The following is a 19136-nucleotide window of genomic DNA, read 5'->3' on the forward strand; positions in this document are numbered from 1 at the left end:
CTCACGAAACCCCGTCCACCACCGGAACCAGCACATCCGTCACCAACTCCCCAGGCGGCGTACACCCCGGATCCGACACATACACCTCCCGCACCGCACCCCTCACCACCAGACGCCGCTCAGCACACCACGCCAGCACCGCATGCACCGTCAACGCGATCTGGTCATAAGGCCCCACATGCGTCGCCCGCGCGAACACCCCACCCGGCAACACCCCCACCTCGAACCCCCCACCGACCTCCACCCCGTCCTCCACCCCGTCCTCCAGCAACAACGCCACCCGGACGTCCACCACCTCACCCACATCCACCGGAAACAACCCCACCAACCGCACGGGCCCGAACCCCTCCGGCAACCCCGCCACCAACCGCGCCACCGCCGCAGACGTAGCCCGCCCCACATCCTCCATCCCCGCCGCCCGCTCACCCACGAACGCCGCCCGCACCCCGCACTCCCGCACCACAGACACCTCAGCCGCCGGCAACCCCGAAGCCAGCACCCGCTCCAACGACGCCAACGTCCGCCGCCGCCGCGCCAACTCCACCTCCAACGACACCCGAACCGACTCCAAAGCCCCCACCTCCCCCGACAACACCTGCCCCACCACCGCCAACGGCACATCCAACGACCGCAACAACGCGATCGACAACGCCTCCCGCGCCTGACCAGCCCGGTAATACCGGTAACCCGTCACCGCATCCACATACGCCGGACGCAACAACCCGAGCTCGTCGTAATGCCGCAACTGCTTCACACTCAACCGACCAAGCCGCGCAAACTGCCCAATCGGCAGCAACTCCTCATCCACCAACACACCAACCCTCACGTAACGTCAGACCCATGACCCTCTCCATCGGCCGAGTCGCCAAACTGGCCGGCATCACCGTACGAACCCTCCACCACTACGACGAAATCGCCCTCCTCACCCCCAGCCAACGCACCACCGCCGGCTACCGCCGCTACACCCACGACGACCTCCTCCGCCTCCAGCAAATCCTCCTCTACCGCGAACTCGGCTTCCCCCTCGAACAGATCACCGACATCCTCGACCACCCCCACACCGACCACCTCACCCACCTCCACCGCCAACACGAACTCCTCACCCGCAAAGCCCAGCGCCTCCACCAGGTCATCACCAACGTCGAACGCGCCATCCAAGCCCACACCCACCACCTCCCCCTCACCCCGGAAGAACGCTTCGACGTCTTCGGCGACTTCACCCCCGAAGACCACCAAGCCGAAGTCCAACGCCGCTGGGGCCACACCGACGCCCACGCCGAAAGCCGCCGCCGCACCGCCGCCTACACCAAGACCGACTGGCTCCAGCTCACCGCCGAAGCCACCGCCATCGACGACGACATGCACGCCGCCCGCACCCGCGGGCTCGCCCCCGACCACCCCGACGTCATGGACATCGCCGAACGCCACCGCGCCCACATCACCCGCTGGTTCTACGACTGCACGCCCGAACTCCACCGCGGTCTCGGCGACCTGTACGCCACCGACCCCCGCTTCACCGCTGCCTACGACGACCGCGCCCCCGGCCTGGCCGCGTACTACCGCCAGGCCATCCACGCCAACGCCCGCCGCCTCTGACGTGGTTGAAGGGTTTTTGGAGTGAGAAAATGGATCTTGTCCGAACCCAGCAGCTTTACAATGTAGATTTCTAAGCGGGGAGGTCCAGCGCCGCGGCCGTCAGCACGCGCGCCCGGCGGGGCGAGGTCACCAGCTCCACCGTGTCCGACAACTGGTCCACGCACCCCGCCACCGGCAGCCCCCTGACCGCCGGATCCGTCACCGACGCCAGCAGCGACCGCGCGAACCGCTCCCCGCCGATCACCCGGAACGGCCGGTCGAAGAACCCCCGCACCCCCTCCTCCAGCCGTTCGGTCAGCGCCATGCGGTTCTGCAGCGCCGCCAGCCGTCCGTACGCCGCCGTCAGGCCCTCCTCCCGCTCGCTCCACGACCGCGCCGCCATCGCCGCCCCCAGCGCCTCACCCAGCTCGGCCGAGCCCGGCAGCCGGGCCAGCGCGCTGCCCAGCCACTTGGCGTACGGCGGGTAGCGGCGCCGCAGCAACAACGCCAGCCGCATCACCTCCCGCGCCAGCCGCGCCGCCACCACGGCCGACCCCAGCTCGTCCCCCACCTCCGCGCACCGCCCCGGGAACGGCTCCTCCTGGCCGATACGCTGCCACTGACAGGCCAGCACGTACCGCCACACGTCCTGCGGATACCAGCGCAACGCCTGCCGGGCCGCCTCCAGCCCCACACCCGGCAACCCGTCGCAGAAGACCTCACCGCCCGTCACCTCGGCCAGCGTCTGCCACGGCACGGACAACCAGTCCAGCAGGGACACACCCGCACGCGGATCGAACCCGAGCCGCCCGGCCAGCCACTCCCCCAGCTCGGCCACCACGACCCCCGGCTGCCGCACCCCGTGGTACTCGAACACGGTGTCAAAACCGCCGAACCGGTCAGGCAAGCCCGCCGCCACCCGCTCCCGTACAGCCTCCACCTGACCGGCGGGCACGAACAGCAGGACCCGCGGCCCCCAGTCGTGGTCGGCCGAGCGGGCCGTGTCGAACGCGAGCACCTCGGACCCCGGGCCGATCAGCGCGGCGCTGTGCCGCACCCCGGGAAGGAGCGGCGCGACGACTTCGCCGTAGAAGGCACGAGAAAGCTCAATACCAGGCACAAAATTGGACATCACGCCGTCAACTCTGCACGAGCACCGCCCGAACCTCACCCGGTTTTCCCAGCGCCGATGACAGCGTGGTGACCGACCGGAAACGCCAGGGGGAGGGACCCGTTGAGCAAGGTCGTCGCCGACATCTCCGTATCGCTGGACGGCTACGTCACCGGCCCCGACCCCGGGCTCGAACACGGCCTGGGCACCGGCGGCGAACTGCTGCACGCCTGGGCCCGCCAGCCCACCGACGTCGATGCGCGCGTCCTGGGCGGCGCGGTCCGCGCCACCGGCGCCGTCCTCATGGGACGGCGCACCTTCGACGTGGTCGACGGCCCCTACGGGTGGGGCGACCCGCTCGGCTACGGCTCGGCCCGCGAGCAGGCGCAGACGCCGCCCGTGTTCGTCGTCACCCACGTCCCGCCCCCAGCGGTACGCCGGCCCGAACTGTTCACCTTCATCACCGACGGCCCCGCCGCGGCCGTCGAGCACGCCCGCACCGTGGCCGGGGACGGCGACATCGTCGTCATGGGCGGCGCCGACCTGATCGGCCAGGCCACCGACGAAGGGCTGCTCGACGAGCTGCGCCTGCACCTGGTGCCGCTGCTGCTCGGCGCGGGCACCCGCCTGTTCGCACACGCGCGCCCGCGCCAGTGGGAACCGGTCGAGACGCACTTCTCGCCCCTGGCCACCCACCTGACCTACCGCGCCATCACCTGACCCACCGCGCCTCCACCTGCGGGGTTCAGCCGGCGACGTGGCAGGCCAGCACCAGGCGCCGGCGGTAGCCGATCCGCTCGTACACCTTGATCGCCGCGGCGTTGACGTCGTCCACCATCAGCGCCGCGCGGCCGTGCGTGGCCACGAGCTGCGACGACATCCAGCCGCACACCCGCTCGGCCAGCCCCCGCCCGCGGAAGCGGGCCGCCGTGGCGACGCCGGCCAGCAGGCCCACCGACGGCGCCGACCACGCGTCGGCCGCCACCGCCGCCAGCTCGCGCCCCACCCGCACACCCGCCCAGCGCCGCACCCCGGCCGCGCCCGGCACCGCGTACGACGAGGGCGCGTCCCCGGCCAGCAGCGCGGCGATCTCCCGCTCGGCCGCGCCGTCCAGCCAGCCGACCGCCGACGTCGGGCCCGCAGCCTCGCCGCCCGGCCAGCCGACCGCCGACGACCGGCCCGTAGCCTCGCCGCCCGCCGGGCCGGCATCCAGGGGGCCGGCGTCGAGTGGGCCGGCATCCCGTGGCGGCGCGCCGGCCTGGCCGGGCCGGGGGCGGGGCGGCCCCGGCAGGCTCATCCAGGAGAACGCGCCGCTCTCCGTCACACCCTCCAGCCTCGCCGCCACCCGCCGCATCAGCTCCCGCTCGCCCAGCGGCCGGAAGGTGGGCCCCAGCTCGGCCAGCGCGTGCCGGACCAGCTCGGCCGCGTCGTCCGGGTCACCCCACACCGCCAGCCGATCGTGCCGGGCGATGCCCGGGGCGGCGGCCACCACCGCCTCCCGTAACGCCCAGGCGCGGGCCCTGCCGCGCAGGTCCTGGCCCGTCCACACGACCAGGTCGTCGTCGCCGCACGCGGCGCGCAGCGCGCCCGGGTCGCCGAGCCGGTGGATCACAAGATCTCGCCCGGCCGGTACGCGGCGGCCTGCGGGTGCTCGGCCACGACCTGCCCCACCTGCCGCACCACCTCGGCCACCTGCGCGGCGGCCGCGCCGGTGAAGGAGACCCGGTCGGCCAGCAGCGCCTCCAGCTCGGCGCGGTCCAGCGGGAAACGCTCGTCGGCGCCCAGCAGGTCCAGCAGCTCGTTGGAGGCGCCCCGCGACCGCATCGCCAGCGCCGCCGCCACCGCGTGCTCCTTGATCAGCTCGTGGGCCTGCTCGCGGCCCATGCCGGCGCGCACGGCGGCCATCAGCATCTTCGTCGTGCCCAGGAACGGCAGGTAGCGGCCCAGCTCGGCCGAGATCACCGCCGGGAACGCGCCGAACTCCTCCAGCACGGTCAGCATCGTCTCCACCAGCCCGTCGAAGGCGAAGAACGCGTCCGGCAGCGCCACCCGGCGCACCACCGAGCAGGACACGTCACCCTCGTTCCACTGGTCGCCGGCCAGCTCGCCCACCATGGAGGCGTAGCCGCGCAGCACCACGGTCAGGCCGTTGACGCGCTCGCAGGAGCGGGTGTTCATCTTGTGGGGCATCGCCGAGGAGCCGACCTGCCCCTCCTTGAACCCCTCGGTGACCAGCTCGTGCCCGGCCATCAGCCGGATCGTCCTGGCCAGCGAGGACGGCGCGGCCGCCAGCTGCACCAGCGCCGAGACCACCTCGAGGTCCAGGGATCGCGGGTAGACCTGGCCGACGCTGGTCAGCCGGCGGGAGAACCCCAGGTGCGCGGTGACCTTCTCCTCCAGCTCGGCCAGCCTGTCCTGGCGGCCGCCCAGCAGGTCGAGCATGTCCTGGGAGGTGCCGACGGGGCCCTTGACGCCGCGCAGCGGGTAGCGGCCGATCAGCTCCTCCAGCCGGTGGTAGCCGGCCAGCAGCTCGTCGGCGGCCGAGGCGAACCGCTTGCCCAGCGTCGTGGCCTGTGCCGCCACGTTGTGGGACCGCCCGGCCATGACGGTGGACGTGTGCTCCTCGGCCAGGGAGGCCAGGCGGGCCAGCAGCGCCACGACGCGGTCGCGGACCAGCAGCAGGCTGTCGCGGATCTGCAGCTGCTCGACGTTCTCGGTCAGGTCGCGCGAGGTCATGCCCTTGTGCACCTGCTCGTGCCCGGCCAGCGCGTTGAACTCCTCGATGCGCGCCTTGACGTCGTGGCGGGTGACGCGCTCGCGCGCCGCGATCGACTCCAGGTCGACCTGCTCGACCACCTTCTCGTAGTCGGCGACCGCGCCCTCGGGCACCGCCACCCCGAGCTCGGCCTGCGCCCGCAGCACCGCCAGCCACAACCGCCGCTCAGCGATGATCTTGTACTCGGGAGACCACAGGCGGGCCAGCCCGGGTGAGGCGTAGCGGGCGGCCAGGACGTTCGGGATGCGCGGCTTGGAAGTCACGTTGGACAAGTCTATTCACACCCCGTCACCGCCACCGCATCCAGCCCGCACGCCCTTCCCCGCGGCCCCACTGCAGCCACGTTGCGGGCACGTCCGCCCCCGCGGACGGGCGCTGACCAGCGCCGTCGCGCGCCGGGCCGGACGGAGGCCATGTTTCCCCCTGTCCTGGCCGGTAAGTACAGGAAGTCGCGAGGACCCGACCAGAAAGGCATGAACATGAGCACCGACGACAAGATCCGCAACAAGGCCCAGGAGCTCAAGGGACGCGCCAAGGAGAACATCGGCGACGCCACCGACAACGAGAGCCTTCAGGCCGAAGGCCGCGCCGACCAGACCGAAGGCGGCCTGAGGCAGGCGGGCGAGAAGGTCAAGGACGCCGGCAAGAAGGTCAAGGACGCCTTCAAGAAGTGACCGCCGCGGGCCTTGGGGGGCGGTGCGGCGGGTCGTCCCGACCTCGCACCGCGCCGCCTCCCCCGCTTCCCGGTCACCGGCCCCTGCTACCGGGCCCCGGCCGGCCGAAGGGCCGGACCGTCGCCGGAAGCGTGTGCCCGGCGCCGGCTAGCTGTTGCACTCCCGGGACAGGACCTTGCCCGTCTTGGCGTCCGTGCAGGTCTTGCACGTACGGTCCGGGCTCCCCGTGATCGGCTCCTTGGTGGTCTTGCACTCGCGCTCCGTCGCCTGCTCGGGCGGCTTGGTCTTCTGCTCGCAGTACTGCTTCTTGTACCCGCCGCCCTTCTTGTCGCGGCAGTAATAGCAGCGCTTGTTGCCTTCCTCCAGATATTTGCACTTGGGCGCGCCACTGGCGGCGCCACCCGCGGCACAGTCGGCAGGCGCGGCCGACGCGGCGGGCGTGACGGTGGCGGCGTGGACTTTCTCCCCCAGCGCCTGCGAGGCCATCGAAGGGGCGAGGGCGGCAGCGACAAGGGCGCTCACAGCGCATGCTTCCTTGAACACGTTTCCTCCCACAGGACTTCTTCCTCTGGCCCCTCCATCGTGACCCGCCATTACCGGGAATCGTCAAGACAGCCGCCCGGAATTTATTTCCGCCGCCGAAACGCATTTCTTTCCCTGAAACTCCGGCAGGCATTTTCATTACGCCGTGGAAGCAACTTCCACATAACTCTTTTACTTCTGCCGGACCGTCACCTCTTGAGGCGGCGTACGAGGAGCGGCAGGAGAAGGCACACCTGCGCCAGCGGCATGCCCCAAGGCCTCCTCGGCGGTGCAGGAGCCACCACAGCAGCAGCGCGTCCAGCAGCCCCGGCACCAGCAACGACGACCACGTGGCGACCGTACTGGCGAGCATGTAGGGGTCGAGCCATTGCAGGAACGCGCTCACGGCGGAGCTTGCGTGTCATGGGGGTGGGCGTCCAGCATGGCGGAACTGCCGTCGTCGACGGGCAACCCTCAACTGACGATCACGGCGCCGTCACCGGCCTGCGCGGCCAGGTTCAGCACCTTGCTGGGGGGACCGGCCGGACGGTAGGTGAAGCAGACAGACGGCTGCTCCGCGGCCGACGCGTCGCCGAAGCTGATGAATGGGCAGGTGGCTTACGAAGCCAGCAGGTCGAGGTGAAACCCGACGAAGAAGATCGCGAATCCGGCCCAGCGTAGCTTGCGACTGGGACGCATGACCTCCAGCGCTCGGGCGAACCGTAAGCGGAGAAAGATGGCCGGCTTGTACCTCAGCCAGACGCCTGTTTTCTCCAGCATGAGCTCCCCGGACGTCATCACGGTGAACGCCAGCGACGCCGAGCCGAACAGGCCCATCGCCGCCCACATCGCGCTGTGGCTGAACTCCGCGACGCCCCAGGTGAAGACGCCGATACCCGCTCCCAGCACGGCCAGCGACAGAAGGGGCTCGGCAAGATTCAACGCAGCCACTTCTTCTTCTGCCAGTTCGCGCACAGGACGTTCCTCGGCAGGCAGGCCGGACGTCACCAGATCGCGGATGGCCCGCTTCAACCGCACCTTCTGGTCGCTGCAGATCCACTCATGCGGTTCTCCGTAGCGGCATTGACGGCCGCAATACTCATGCCGATTCTTGACGAAGTCGTCCTTCATGCGCAGGTAGTCCTCGAGCGGGACGAGGCCGCCGGCGAACCCTTGCCGGGGAGGCGTCGGATCGATGTAGTCGGCCTCCAGCCCTCGCCAGTCGGTGGGATTGTGCCAGACGGTACGGCTGAGCAGCAGGTTCTCAAGCGCGATCAGCTCCGACAGGTACGCGCTCAGGTGAAGAGTTCTGCGCAGCTTTCGGGCCCGGGCGGACGCCTTTCGGGCGGCCTCTTTGACCTTTTCCGGATCCACCAGATCGAGCAGGGCGACAAGGCCGCCAAGGAACTGCAGACACTTCCCGAGACGACCCCACCAGAAAAGAGTGAACGGCCCCCATTGCGTGTTTGATCCCAAAGGGCCGGAAGTCCACTTTGACACCATTTCCCCCAGGTCTCCCCAGATGAAAATGGCAAGGAGGCCCACCACTGCAACGAGCGCCCACAACCGCCTCATGTCAGCATTATGAAATGCGGGATGGGGTGAGCCCGCCCGGCCCCGGCGCCGCATGAGGTCGGCGCCGGGGTGCTCCGCTCACGACGTGGGCGTGAGGACCTTGGCCTCGTGCTTGGGCGCGGACGGCTTGCGCCCCATCCGCTCCTTCACCCGCTCCACCACCGTGTACAACGTCGGAACCAGCACCAGCGTCAGGAGGGTCGAGGACACCAGACCGCCGATCACCACGATCGCCAGCGGCTGCGAGATGAACCCGCCCGACCCGGTCACCCCCAGCGCCATCGGCGTCAGCGCGCAGATCGTGGCCACCGCCGTCATCAGGATCGGCCGCAACCTGCGCCGGCCGCCCTCGATCACCGCCTCGACCACGCCCAGCCCCTGATCCCGGTACTGGTTGATCAGGTCGATCAGCACGATCGCGTTCGTCACCACGATGCCGATCAGCATCAGCATGCCGATCAGCGCCGGCACACCCATCGCCGTGTCGGTCGCCACCAGCAGACCCACCGCGCCGGTCGCCGCGAACGGGATCGACACCAGCAGGATCAGCGGCTGGACGAAGCTCCGGAACGTCGCCACCATGATCATGAACACGATCGCGATCGCCGCCAGCATCGCCATGCCCAGGTCGGAGAACGCGTCCGCCTGGTCGGCCGAGGCGCCGCCGATCTTGTACCGGGCGCCGGCGCCCAGCGCCACCGACTTCATCTTCGTCGTCAGCTCCTGCGTAACGGTGCCCAGGTCCGACGCCTCCACCTTGCCCGACACCGTCGCAGAACGCTCACCGTCGATCCTGGTCACCTGCGTCGGACCGGCCACCTGCTCCACCTTGGCCACCGACGACAACTTCACCAGCCCCGCCGCCGTCGGCAGCTTCAGGTCCTCGATCGCCTTGACGTCGTCGGGCGCGTCGCCGCCGCGCAGCACCAGGTCGCTGCTGCGGCCGTCCAGGGTGATCTGGCCCAGCGGCGCGCCGCGGAACGCCTGCGCCACCGCCTGACCGACCTGCCCCTCCGACAGCCCCTTGGCCGCCGCCTTCTCCCGGTCCACCGCGACCTCGATGCGCGGCGCGCTGGCCTCCAGGTTCGACGACAGGTCACGCAGACCCTTCACCTGACCCATCGCGCCCTTGACCGCCTCGGTCGCCGTGCGCAGCGACTCGGCGTCGGGCGCCTGCACGATCACGCTCACCGTGTCGGAGGAGAACCCGCCACCGCCGGCGCCGCCGACCGTCACCTCGCCGACCCCGGACAGGCCCGTGATCTTCTCGCGGAGCTGCCGCTCCACCGTCGCCGGCTCCGCGCCGTCCTTGACCGTCACCGAGAACGACGCCCGGTCCGCGCCACCGCCCACGCCGCCCTGCATGGCGTTGCCGCCACCCACGTTGACCTGGTACGTCTCCACACCGGCCAGCCCCGACAACACGCCCTCGACCTTCTTGGCCGCCTTGTCCGTCGTGGCCAGATCGGTGCCGACCGGCATCTTCTGCGTCAGGGAGATCGTGTTCTGCCCGGAGGAGTCCAGGAAGTTCGTCCGCAGACCGCCCGCCAGGCCCATCGTCCCGACGAACACCGCCACGCCGATCAGCACCGTCACCAGCTTGAACCGCGTGGCGAACCGCAACACCGGCAGGTACGCCCGCTGCAACGGGCTGCGCAGCTCCTTGGCCTCGGCCTCCTCACGCTGGGCCCGCGCCTGCTCCGGCGACAACGACGGCGCCTTGAGGAACCAGTACGCCAGCACCGGCACCACCGTCAGCGACACCACCAGCGAGGCCAGCAACGCCACCGCCACCGTCACCGCGAACGGCCGGAACAACTCCCCAACCATGCCGCCCACGATCGCGATCGGCGCGAACACCGCCACCGTCGTCAGCGTCGAGGCCGTCACCGCCCCCGACACCTCCCGCACCGCGGTCAGGATCGCCTGCAGCTTGGCCTCGCCGTAACCCAGATGGCGCTTGATGTTCTCCAGCACCACGATCGAGTCGTCGACCACCCGGCCCACCGCGATCGTCAGCGCGCCCAGCGTCAGCATGTTGAGGGAGTAGTCACCCGCCCACAGCGCCAGCAACGCGATCACCACCGACAGCGGGATCGACACCGCCGTCACCAGCGTCGAGCGCACCGACAGCAGGAACACCAGGATGACCAGCACCGCGAACGCCAGCCCCAGCAGGCCCTCGGTGGTCAGGTTCTCGATCGACTCCTCCACGTACGGCGCCTGGTCGAACACCACCGACACCTGCGTGTCGGAGGAGTCGCCCAGCGACCGCGTCAGCTCCGGCAGCTTCTCGCGGATCTCGTGGGAGATCGTCACCGCGTTGCCGTCGGGCGTCATCGTCACCGACACGCCGAGGCTGGTCTTGCCGTCGGTACGGGTGATCGTCGAGGCGTCGGCCAGGCCGCGCGTGATCTCGGCGACGTCACCCAGCTTGACCGGCTTGAGCGGCTTGGGCCGCGCCACCTGCTGCGGCAGGGCGGCCCGGCCCGTCTGGGCCGGCTGCCCGGCCTGCGGGCGGCCCTGCGCCTGCCCCTGGGTCTGGGCCGGCGTCTGGGCCTGCTGCTGGGCGGGCTGCGCGGGGGTCAGGTAGAGGTTCTTGAGCTTCTCCAGGGAGTCGACCCGCGAACCCACCTGCACGGTCAGCGACCTGCCGTCGGAGGTCAGCGACCCGGCCGGGATCGGCGTGCCGTTCGCCTTGAGCACCTCGGGGATCTGCGCCGCCGACACCCCGGCCAGCGCCATCTTCTTGACGTCCGGCTCGATCGTGACGACCTCGTCACGGGTGCCGGTGACCGCCGCCTCGCGCACCCCCTCCACGCTCTGCAGCTCCGGCACCATGATCCGGCGCAGCTTGTCGGCCATCGCGCGCTCGTCGCCGCCGTCGCCCACCGCCAGCACCAGCACCGGGATGTCGTCGGTGTTGCCCGCCACCACCTGCGGGTCGACGCCCTGCGGGAGCGTGATCCTGGCGACGGCCTGCTGCATCTTGTTCAGCGAGGCCTCGATGTCGGTGCCGTACTCGAAGGCCACCTGGATCTGGGCCATGCCCTCCTTCGACGTGGAGGTCATCTGCTCCATGCCGGGGATCCCCTGGAAGGAGTCCTCGATCGGCTTCGTCACCTGGTCTTCGACGATCTCCGGCGAGGCGCCGGGGAAGGGCGCGATGACGAACGCGCCCGGGAACGCCAACGACGGCAGGAGCTGCTGCTTCAACTGCGGAATCGTGAACGCGCCGAACGCGGTGATCACGACCGCCACCAAGATCACAAGACTGCGGTTGACCAGACTCAACCGGGCGAAAGCGGTCATAGGCTCCCCTCCAAAGTTCGCCCCAGACTAACACTTTGCCTTATACGAATATTTAGCCTCACTCAGCTTTCCTGATAACCTTCTCAGGAAGCGAGAGGTGAGCGTGAGCGACGACCGCGAAGACCTGATCCGCCGGATCACCGAGACACAGCGCGACCTGGGAAGACTGTTCACCCGGCAACAGTCCCCCCTGTTCAGCTCCAACCTCACCATCCGGCAGCTCCACGTCGTCATGCAGCTGTCGACACAGGGCTCCGCCTCCGGCCAGGAGCTCGCCCACACCCTCGGCGTCAGCCTCGCCACCGTCACCGGCATCGTCGACCGCCTGGTCGCCCAGGGCCTGGTCAGCCGGCACGAAGACCCCAACGACCGCCGGGTGCGCCGGGTCGAGCTCACCCCCGCCGGCGCCACCCTGATCGCCGAGATCAACGACGCGGGCCTCAGACACTACAAGCGCATCATGTCCCACCTCGACACCGAGACCCTGCGCGCCCTCGACCACGCCACCCGCCGCATCCACGAAGTCGCGGACAAGCTCTACAACGAATGACCCACCCGGGGCGCTCCCGATCGTTGCGGCTTTTCTGGTGAATTGCAGATGAACGTCACCGGCCCAGCGGCTTTACATTGTAGATTTCAGACGGGACAACATCGCCGGCAGCTCGCCCTCACAGACCACCGTCAGCCGCCGCGTCGCCCGGGTCACCGCCACGTACAGGTCGTGGCCGCCCATCGGCGACTGCTCCAGGATCCCCGCCGGATCGACCACCACCACCCCGTCGAACTCCAGGCCCTTGGCCTGCGTCACCGTCAGCACCACCACCGGCGCGTCCAGGTCCGCCGACCCCGGGAACAGAGCCGCCACCCACGCGTGCAGCCCGTCGGGCGTGATGACCCCCAACCGGCCGCCCTCGCCCCGCGCGCCCAGCTCGGCCACCTCCGCCGCCACCAGCGCCGGCAGCTCCGCGACCGCCGCCCGCACCGCGCGGGGTTCGTCGCCGCCGTCCCGCACCGACTCCGGCGGCTCCTGCCCCGGCGCCACCGCCGCCAGCACGTCGGCCGCCACCCGCATGATCTCCACCGGCGTGCGGTAGTTGACCAGCAGCCGCTCCTCCCGCCAGCGCCCCTCCAGGTACGGGTCCAGCACCTGCGCCCACGAGCGCGCCCCCGCCGCCGACCCCGTCTGGGCCAGGTCGCCCACCACGGTCAGCGACCGCGCCGGCACCCGCCGCAGCACCGTCCGCCAGGCCATCGGCGACAACTCCTGCGCCTCGTCCACGATCACGTGCCCGTAGGCCCACGTGCGGTCGGCCGCCGCCCGCTCGGCCGTCGTCAGCCCCGCGCCGTCGTCGGCCTGCCGCTCGGCCAGCACGTCGGCCCGGTCGAAGACGCCGCCCTCCAGCAGGCCGGTGGTCTCCAGCACCTCGCGCGCGTACAACTCCTGCTCGGCCCACTCCTCCCCCGCGCGCCGCGCCGCCACCCGCTCGGCCGAGTCGTCGTGGCCCAGCAGCTCGGCCGCCTCGTCCAACAGCGGCACGTCGCCGACCGTCCACGGCGACTCGCGGGGCCGCACCAGCGCCGTCCAGTCCAGGCCCGGCGGGCACACCGACCACAACGTGTCCGGCGTGGACAGCAGATCGGCGACCAGCTCCTGCGGCGTCAGCTCCGGCCACAGCTCGGCCACCGCGCGCCGCACCGGCTCCTCCCCCCACAGCCGCTCGGCCGCCAGCGCGATGTCCGTCTCGTCCAGGTCGCCCTCCAGGTCCAGCGGCTCGGCCAGCTCCGGGTCGTCGGCCGCCAGCTCCTCCAGGTGCAGCGACTCCTCCAGCGCCCGCGCCTCCGCCCTGGCCAGCTCCTTCAGCAGCTCGGTGACGTACAGCTTGCGGGCCATGTTGTGCGGCAGGCGCACCGCCCGCGCCCGCTCGCGCAAGCGCACGCACACCGCGTGCGGCACGCGCAGCCGCAGCCCGTCGAGCTCCACCTCCAGATCCCCCGCGGGCACCCGCTGCCGGTCGGCCACCGCCGCGGCCACCACCTCGGCCATCCGCAGGTCGCCCTTGACCACCGCGGCCGCCGGCGGATCGGCCGCCACCGCCCGCACCCCCGGGAACAGCTCCCCCATCGTGGCCATCACCACCTGCGTCTCCCCCAGCGCCGGCAGCACCTGCCCGATGTAGCGCAGGAACATCGGGTTGGGCCCCACCACCAGCACCCCGCGCCGCTCCAGCGTGTCGCGGTGGGTGTAGAGCAGGTAGGCGGCCCGGTGCAGCGCCGCGACGGTCTTGCCGGTGCCCGGCCCGCCCTGCACCACCAGCGCCCCTTGAAGGCCCGCCCTGATCACCCGGTCCTGCTCGATCTGGATCGTGGCCACCACGTCGCCCATCCGGCCGGTACGGCCCCGCCGCAGCGCCGCCAGCAGCGCCGCCTCGCCCACCAGAGTGCGCCGGTCACCGTCGGACATGCCGTCCAGGTCGAACACCTCGTCGTCGATGCCGACCACCGTGCGGTCCTTCAGGTGCAGATGCCGGCGCCGCACCAGGCCGCCCGGGTCGGTGGCGGTGGCCACGTAGAACGGGCGCGCGGCCGGGGCCCGCCAGTCGATCAGCACCGACTCGTGGTCCTCGTCGCGCAGTCCGATCCGGCCGACGTACGTGCTGACGCCGCCGGAGTCGTCGATCCGGCCGAAGCACAGGCCGCGCTCGACCGCGTTGAGCTGGGCCAGCCGCCGCGCCTGCTCGGCGGCGGTCACCTCGCGCTCGAACCGCGCCTGGCGGGTGCCCGGCGCGCCGCCGCCGGCGTACACCTGGCGCAGCGTCGCCTGCGCCCGCTCCCTGGCCGCGTCGAGCCGGGCGTACAGCCGCCGGACCGTACGCTGCTCGCTGTCAAGGGCTTGCGCGAGACCATCTTGACGATTAGCCATTCCCTGCTATACTCCTTTACGGGAGCTCTGTGGAGCCGCTTCTCGTATTGTCGAGCTCACGAGCCTAGCCCCCCTTCGCCGTTCCGGCAACCGACGCCGCTCGCCCGCCTTCCCGCGGCTGCTGCTACCTTGAGCCGTCGTGTCGGACTATCTGCGTGACCTGTTCTCCCTGCACGGCCGCCGCGCCCTCGTCACCGGCGGCAGCTCCGGCATCGGCCTGGCCATGGCCGAGGCGATCGGCCGGGCCGGAGCCGAGGTCGTCCTCGCCGCCCGCAGGCCCGCCGAGCTCGACCGGGCCGCCGAACGGCTGCGCGCCCACGGCGTCACCACCTCCACCGTCAGCGCCGACCTGCACGACCGGGACGCCCTGGCCCGCCTGTGCGCCGCCGCCGGAGAGATCGACATCCTGGTCAACGCCGCCGGCAACAACATCCGCAAGCCCATGGCCGAGCTCACCCCCGGCGACTACGAGCAGACCATCGCCGTGCACCTGACCGCCCCCTACCTGCTCGGCCAGCACTTCGGCCCCCGCATGGCCGCCCGCGGCCGGGGCCGCATCATCAACGTCGGCTCCCAGCAGTCCATCAGCGCCTTCGGCCACAGCGGCGTCTACGGCGCGGCCAAGGCCGCCGTCGCCGGCCTCACCCGCTCGCAGGCCGAGGCGTGGTCGGCGCACGGCGTCTGCGTCAACACGATCATCCCCGGGTTCGTGCTCACCCCGCTCACCGAGCCCGCCCAGGCCGTCCCCGGCCGCGTCGAGGAGCTGGCCGCCCGGCACATGACCGGGCGCAACGGCGTGCCCGGCGACTTCGCGGGCGCGGCGGTGTTCCTGGCGGGGGACGCCTCGGCGTTCGTCACCGGCCAGCTGCTCTTCGTCGACGGCGGTTTCTCCGTGCATTGACGGGGTGACCGTCCTGGCCCGACGCCTTTACGTTGTAGATCAGGTACGGCGGCGGGCCCGGTAGGCGCTGGCCTTGGCGCGGTTCTGGCACGACAGGCCGCAGAACCGGCGCGAGGCGTTGCGGGTGACGTCGAAGAAGACCAGCTCGCACGCCGCCGCCTCGCACGTGCGCAGCCGTATCCCCTGGCCGACGCCGATGACCATGGCCAGCGCGGTGGCCGTGTCGGCCGCCCACGCCTCCACCAGGCCGGCGGCGGGCCCGTGGAAGGCCAGGACCGGCGGGTCGCCGTGCAGGTTGGGCACGGCGCCGTGGCGCAGCAGGGCCCGGTTCAGCGCGGCCGGCGCGGCGGGGCTCGCGGTGAAGGCGGGCCGCAGCTCGCCGGCCACCCCGGCCAGCCGGTCGGCGTCGGCCATGGTCAGCGCCCTGCTGGGCGTCCAACCGTGCCGGACGAAGGCGGCGTCGAGGGCGGCGCGCCGGTCGGCCGGCGGACCGGCGGGACGACCACGCACCTGGGTGACGGCCAGTTCGTTGACCAGTAGGACGGCCAGATCAACCCATCTACCGACATAACTGTCTATCTGGGACTGGCCGGTGATGCGCCACGCGTCTGTCGTCACCGGCGAAGCCTACCCAGGCAGTGACGCCGGCCGGGCGAGGGTCACGCGAAGCCGGGGGCGGGCTGCCACAGGCTGATCTCGGTGCCCTGGTCGTCGGTGCAGGTGCAGCCGCGGCCGGACTTGCTCTCGTACACCTCGCCCGTCGTGCCGCCGAGCTCGCGCACCCGCTCGACGGCGGCGTCGATGTCCTCGACGTGGTAGTAGAGGTTGGGCTGCGCGGACCGGCCGGCGGCGTGCAGGCCCATCGGCACGTCGGTGTTGGTGACGTGCAGGTAGCGCTCGTGCTCGCGCCTGAACTCCCAGCCGAACAGCGGCCCGTAGAACGCCGCCGCCCGCTCCAGGTCCTCGACCGACAGGGTGTAGTAACCCAGTTGGACAGTCATGCACGTCTCCCCGCAATAATTGCCGCTGACGTTAAGCACCAACACCATAACGGAAGCAGGCAAAGATTAACAACGACGTTAACGATCTGGACGCCACGCTGGCCGCGCTCGCCGACCCCACCCGGCGCAAGGTGATCGACCTGCTGCGCGAGGGCCCGCGCCCGGCCGGCGAGCTGGCCCAGGCGGTGCGGATGAGCGCCCCCGCGCTCAGCAGGCACCTGCGCGTGTTGCGGGCCGGCGGCCTGGTGCGGGCCGAGGCGGGCGGCGACGACGCCCGGCTGCGGCTCTACACCCTGCGCCAGGAGCCGTTCGCGGCGCTGCAGGCGTGGCTGGACCAGGTGCAGGCGTTCTGGGCCGAGCAGCTCGGCTCGTTCAAGGACCACGTGGAGCGCGGGCGGTGACCGCGGTACGGGCGGCGGTCGTCGTGCCGGTCGATCCGGCGACCGCGTTCCGGATGTTCACCGACGAGATCGACCAGTGGTACGTGCGCGGCCGCCACAGCTGGGTCGATCCCGCCCGCGCGGTGGCCATCCGCTTCCAGGACGGCTACCTGCGCGAGCTGTGGGACGACGGCGGCCACGCCGACCTGGGCCGGATCGTGCGCTGGGAGCCGCCCCACCGCCTGGTCTGGGCCGACCTGCTCAACCCGGGCGGCCGGATGGAGATCGAGGTGGCCTTCACCGCGGTCGGGGACGGCACGCAGGTGCTGCTCGAACACCGCGGCCTGGACACCCTGCCCCCGGACGTGGCCGGGCGCATCCGCCGCGGCTACTCCTGGAACATCGTGCTGGGCTGGTTCGCCGCCCGATGGACGCGTGCGTGATGCGCAGGCCTGATCAGCGGCGGCCGTACTTCTTGTGCACGGCCTGCTTGCTGACGCCGATCGCGTCGGCGATCTGCGCCCAGGGCAGGCCCGCCACCCTGGCCCGGCGCACCTGGACGGCCTCCAGGCGCTCGATCTCGCGCCGCAGCGCGGTGGTGGCGTGCAGGGCCAGCAGCGGATCGTCGTCCTGCGCCTGCCTCATCAGGGACGCCAGGTCGTTGGTCATGCCCTAACGGTAGTCCACGATCTCCCGCCGCTCAGCAGGTCATCGCGCGTCCAGGACCAGGCGGACGCCGAGGCCGATGAGCACGACGCCGGAGATCTGCTCCAGGCGGCGCCGGACGGCCGGGCGGCCCAGGAAGTCCCTGGCCCTGGCGACGGTCCAGATGAGCAGGCCGTACCAGACGGTGTCCACCAGCACCCACACGACGGCGAGGGTCACCAGCGTCAGCGGCACGTTCTGCCCGGCCGGCACGAACGGCGGCAGGAACGACATCGCGAACACCGCGGCCTTGGGATTGGCCAGGCAGGTGCCGAGCCCCGACAGGTAGGACCCGCGCAGCCCGGCCACCGCCTCGCCCTCCACCGGCGGGGTGCCCCGGCGCGCGTTCCACAACGCCTGCGCGCCCATCACCACCAGCACGATCGCGCCCGTGACGCGCATGACGTCGTAGGCGACCTGCGAGGCCACCAGCAGCGCCGACAGCCCGAACGCGGCGGCCAGCCCCCACAGCAGGATGCCGGTCTCGTTGCCCAGCGTGGCCGCCACGCCGGAGCCGCGGCCGGAGCGGATCGTCTGACGCAGGATGACGGCGGTGCTCACGCCGGGGACCATGGCCACCAGGAAGCACGCGCCGACGAAAGCCAGAAGGTACATGGTGGGCATGCTGACAGAGAAGGTGGCCCATTTCTCGCGATTTATCCGGACAGGTGGATCTAGAGGTACAGCTTGCCGAGGCCGGCCACCGCCTCGGCCATCAGCGCCCGCAGCTCGGCCGGCTCCAGCACCTCGACGTCGGCGCCCATGCGCAGCAGCAGCCAGCGCGCGTGGGTGAGCGACTCGACCGGCACGGTGATCGTGCGCCAGCCCTCGGGGTCCGGCTCGCCGGCCGCGGCCAGCGCCGCGGCGACCACGTCGGACCCCATCGTGTACGCCAGCAGGTCCTCCCGGCCGGGCGCCAGCCTGATGACGGCCTCGGCGGTGTACATGCGCTCGCGGAACTCCTTGGCGTACGCCCGCCAGAACGCCGCCAGCTCGAACCCCTCCGGCCTGCGAAAACGCCCCGGGAGCTGCTCGACGGTGAGGATGCGCGAGACCCGGTAGGTGCGCGGTGAGCCCTCGGGCGGGGCGGCGACCAGGTACCAGGAGCCGCCCTTGAGCACCAGCCCGTACGGGTGGATCACCCGGTCGACCTCCCGCTGCCCCCACCGGCGGTAGGTCATGTGCAGCGGCCGCTGGTCCCACACCGCCTCGGCCACGTCGCTCAGGTGCGGCACATCGTCGGCCGAGCGGTACCAGCTGGGCACGTCCAGCAGGAAACGCTCGCGCATGCGGGAGGCGTGCGAGCGCGGCTCGGGCGGCAGCGCGGCCAGCAGCTTCAGCTCCGCGGTCGCCGCGACGTCGGCCAGCCCCAGCTCGGCGGCCGGCCCCGGGAGCCCGGCCAGGAACAGCGAGGACGCCTCCTCGGCCGTCAGCCCGGTCAGGCGGGTGCGGTAGCCGTCCAGGAGCTGGTAGCCGCCCGCCGGGCCGCGGTCGGCGTAGACCGGGACGCCGGCCGCCGACAGGGCCTCGACGTCCCGGTAGACCGTGCGGATCGACACCTCCAGCTCGGCGGCCAGTTCGGGCGCGGTCATGCGGCCCCGCGTCTGCAGCAGCAGGAGGAGGGAGAGCAGACGGCTGGCGCGCATATCCGTCATTGTATTGCGCACATTTTCGGTGTTTGTAT

Annotated in this window: 20 protein-coding genes; 7 read left to right on the top strand and 13 right to left on the bottom strand. The window is 71.4% G+C overall.

What is annotated here, in order from left to right; genetic code table 11:
• Position 1: 1 nt before the first annotated feature.
• Complete coding sequence (locus ACFYYW_RS21040; protein WP_387650741.1) at positions 2-808, bottom strand: MerR family transcriptional regulator; 807 nt, start codon at positions 806-808, stop codon at positions 2-4.
• Between the two features lie 32 nt (positions 809-840).
• Between ACFYYW_RS21040 and ACFYYW_RS21045 the strand changes: the two genes are divergently transcribed.
• A complete protein-coding gene (locus tag ACFYYW_RS21045; RefSeq protein WP_387650742.1) occupies positions 841-1596 on the top strand; it encodes a MerR family transcriptional regulator in 756 nt (251 codons plus the stop codon).
• 70 nt (positions 1597-1666) lie between these two features.
• Here the strand turns inward: ACFYYW_RS21045 and ACFYYW_RS21050 are convergent, their stop codons facing one another.
• A complete protein-coding gene (locus ACFYYW_RS21050; protein ID WP_387650744.1) occupies positions 1667-2695 on the bottom strand; it encodes a DUF4037 domain-containing protein in 1029 nt (342 codons plus the stop codon).
• Between the two features lie 114 nt (positions 2696-2809).
• Between ACFYYW_RS21050 and ACFYYW_RS21055 the strand changes: the two genes are divergently transcribed.
• Positions 2810-3406 carry a dihydrofolate reductase family protein gene (locus ACFYYW_RS21055; protein WP_387650746.1) on the top strand — a complete coding sequence of 199 codons (597 nt, stop codon included), beginning with the start codon at positions 2810-2812 and terminating at the stop codon, positions 3404-3406.
• Between the two features lie 25 nt (positions 3407-3431).
• Here ACFYYW_RS21055 and ACFYYW_RS21060 read toward each other — a convergent pair whose 3' ends face one another.
• Both ACFYYW_RS21060 and purB read right to left on the bottom strand, forming a co-directional pair.
• Positions 3432-4298 carry a GNAT family N-acetyltransferase gene (locus ACFYYW_RS21060; protein WP_387650748.1) on the bottom strand — a complete coding sequence of 289 codons (867 nt, stop codon included), beginning with the start codon at positions 4296-4298 and terminating at the stop codon, positions 3432-3434.
• Positions 4295-5725 carry an adenylosuccinate lyase gene (purB, locus tag ACFYYW_RS21065; protein ID WP_387650749.1) on the bottom strand — a complete coding sequence of 477 codons (1431 nt, stop codon included), beginning with the start codon at positions 5723-5725 and terminating at the stop codon, positions 4295-4297. The genes ACFYYW_RS21060 and purB overlap by 4 nt, the downstream gene beginning before the upstream one ends.
• 216 nt (positions 5726-5941) lie before the next feature.
• Between purB and ACFYYW_RS21070 the strand changes: the two genes are divergently transcribed.
• Positions 5942-6136: a CsbD family protein gene (locus ACFYYW_RS21070; RefSeq protein ID WP_352327820.1), complete on the top strand. Its 195-nt coding sequence runs from the start codon at positions 5942-5944 to the stop codon at positions 6134-6136.
• Positions 6137-6283: 147 nt separating this feature from the next.
• Here the strand turns inward: ACFYYW_RS21070 and ACFYYW_RS21075 are convergent, their stop codons facing one another.
• The 3 genes from ACFYYW_RS21075 to ACFYYW_RS21085 form a co-directional block, all read right to left on the bottom strand.
• On the bottom strand, positions 6284-6679 hold the full coding sequence (locus ACFYYW_RS21075; protein ID WP_387650751.1) for a hypothetical protein: 396 nt from the start codon (positions 6677-6679) through the stop codon (positions 6284-6286).
• A 597-nt stretch (positions 6680-7276) separates the two neighbouring features.
• The gene (locus ACFYYW_RS21080; RefSeq protein WP_387650752.1) at positions 7277-8233 is read right to left on the bottom strand and encodes a hypothetical protein; all 957 of its coding nucleotides are present in this window, start codon (positions 8231-8233) and stop codon (positions 7277-7279) included.
• 78 nt (positions 8234-8311) lie between these two features.
• Positions 8312-11545, bottom strand: coding sequence for an efflux RND transporter permease subunit (locus ACFYYW_RS21085; protein WP_387650754.1), 3234 nt, complete (start codon positions 11543-11545; stop codon positions 8312-8314).
• A 97-nt stretch (positions 11546-11642) separates the two neighbouring features.
• On the opposite strand from ACFYYW_RS21085, the gene ACFYYW_RS21090 reads away from it, so the two are divergent.
• Positions 11643-12095, top strand: a complete 453-nt coding sequence (locus tag ACFYYW_RS21090; protein ID WP_364390363.1) for a MarR family transcriptional regulator — start codon at positions 11643-11645, stop codon at positions 12093-12095.
• A gap of 72 nt (positions 12096-12167) precedes the next feature.
• Here ACFYYW_RS21090 and ACFYYW_RS21095 read toward each other — a convergent pair whose 3' ends face one another.
• Complete coding sequence (locus ACFYYW_RS21095) at positions 12168-14465, bottom strand: HelD family protein (RefSeq protein ID WP_387650756.1); 2298 nt, start codon at positions 14463-14465, stop codon at positions 12168-12170.
• Positions 14466-14604: 139 nt separating this feature from the next.
• Between ACFYYW_RS21095 and ACFYYW_RS21100 the strand changes: the two genes are divergently transcribed.
• Positions 14605-15366 carry an SDR family NAD(P)-dependent oxidoreductase gene (locus ACFYYW_RS21100; RefSeq protein ID WP_387650758.1) on the top strand — a complete coding sequence of 254 codons (762 nt, stop codon included), beginning with the start codon at positions 14605-14607 and terminating at the stop codon, positions 15364-15366.
• A gap of 39 nt (positions 15367-15405) precedes the next feature.
• On the opposite strand, the gene ACFYYW_RS21105 is transcribed toward ACFYYW_RS21100, so the two are convergent.
• On the bottom strand, positions 15406-15984 hold the full coding sequence (locus ACFYYW_RS21105; RefSeq protein WP_387650759.1) for a CGNR zinc finger domain-containing protein: 579 nt from the start codon (positions 15982-15984) through the stop codon (positions 15406-15408).
• Between the two features lie 41 nt (positions 15985-16025).
• Positions 16026-16367, bottom strand: a complete 342-nt coding sequence (locus ACFYYW_RS21110) for a VOC family protein (protein ID WP_387650761.1) — start codon at positions 16365-16367, stop codon at positions 16026-16028.
• A 98-nt stretch (positions 16368-16465) separates the two neighbouring features.
• On the opposite strand from ACFYYW_RS21110, the gene ACFYYW_RS21115 reads away from it, so the two are divergent.
• Positions 16466-16768: a metalloregulator ArsR/SmtB family transcription factor gene (locus ACFYYW_RS21115; protein WP_364390571.1), complete on the top strand. Its 303-nt coding sequence runs from the start codon at positions 16466-16468 to the stop codon at positions 16766-16768.
• Positions 16765-17190 (top strand): SRPBCC domain-containing protein, encoded by a 426-nt coding sequence (locus ACFYYW_RS21120; RefSeq protein WP_387650763.1) that lies wholly within the window; start codon positions 16765-16767, stop codon positions 17188-17190. The genes ACFYYW_RS21115 and ACFYYW_RS21120 overlap by 4 nt, the downstream gene beginning before the upstream one ends.
• Positions 17191-17203: 13 nt before the next feature.
• Here the strand turns inward: ACFYYW_RS21120 and ACFYYW_RS21125 are convergent, their stop codons facing one another.
• From ACFYYW_RS21125 to ACFYYW_RS21135, 3 genes are read right to left on the bottom strand one after another with little or no spacing between them, the layout of a single operon-like run.
• A complete protein-coding gene (locus tag ACFYYW_RS21125) occupies positions 17204-17416 on the bottom strand; it encodes a hypothetical protein (RefSeq protein WP_352328267.1) in 213 nt (70 codons plus the stop codon).
• 39 nt (positions 17417-17455) lie between these two features.
• Complete coding sequence (locus ACFYYW_RS21130) at positions 17456-18067, bottom strand: LysE family translocator (RefSeq protein ID WP_387650765.1); 612 nt, start codon at positions 18065-18067, stop codon at positions 17456-17458.
• A 59-nt stretch (positions 18068-18126) separates the two neighbouring features.
• Positions 18127-19098, bottom strand: coding sequence for a helix-turn-helix transcriptional regulator (locus tag ACFYYW_RS21135; protein ID WP_387650767.1), 972 nt, complete (start codon positions 19096-19098; stop codon positions 18127-18129).
• Between the last annotated feature and the right edge of the window lie 38 nt (positions 19099-19136).

Source organism: Nonomuraea sp. NPDC001831, assembly GCF_042892035.1.
Taxonomy (GTDB): Bacteria; Actinomycetota; Actinomycetes; order Streptosporangiales; family Streptosporangiaceae; genus Nonomuraea.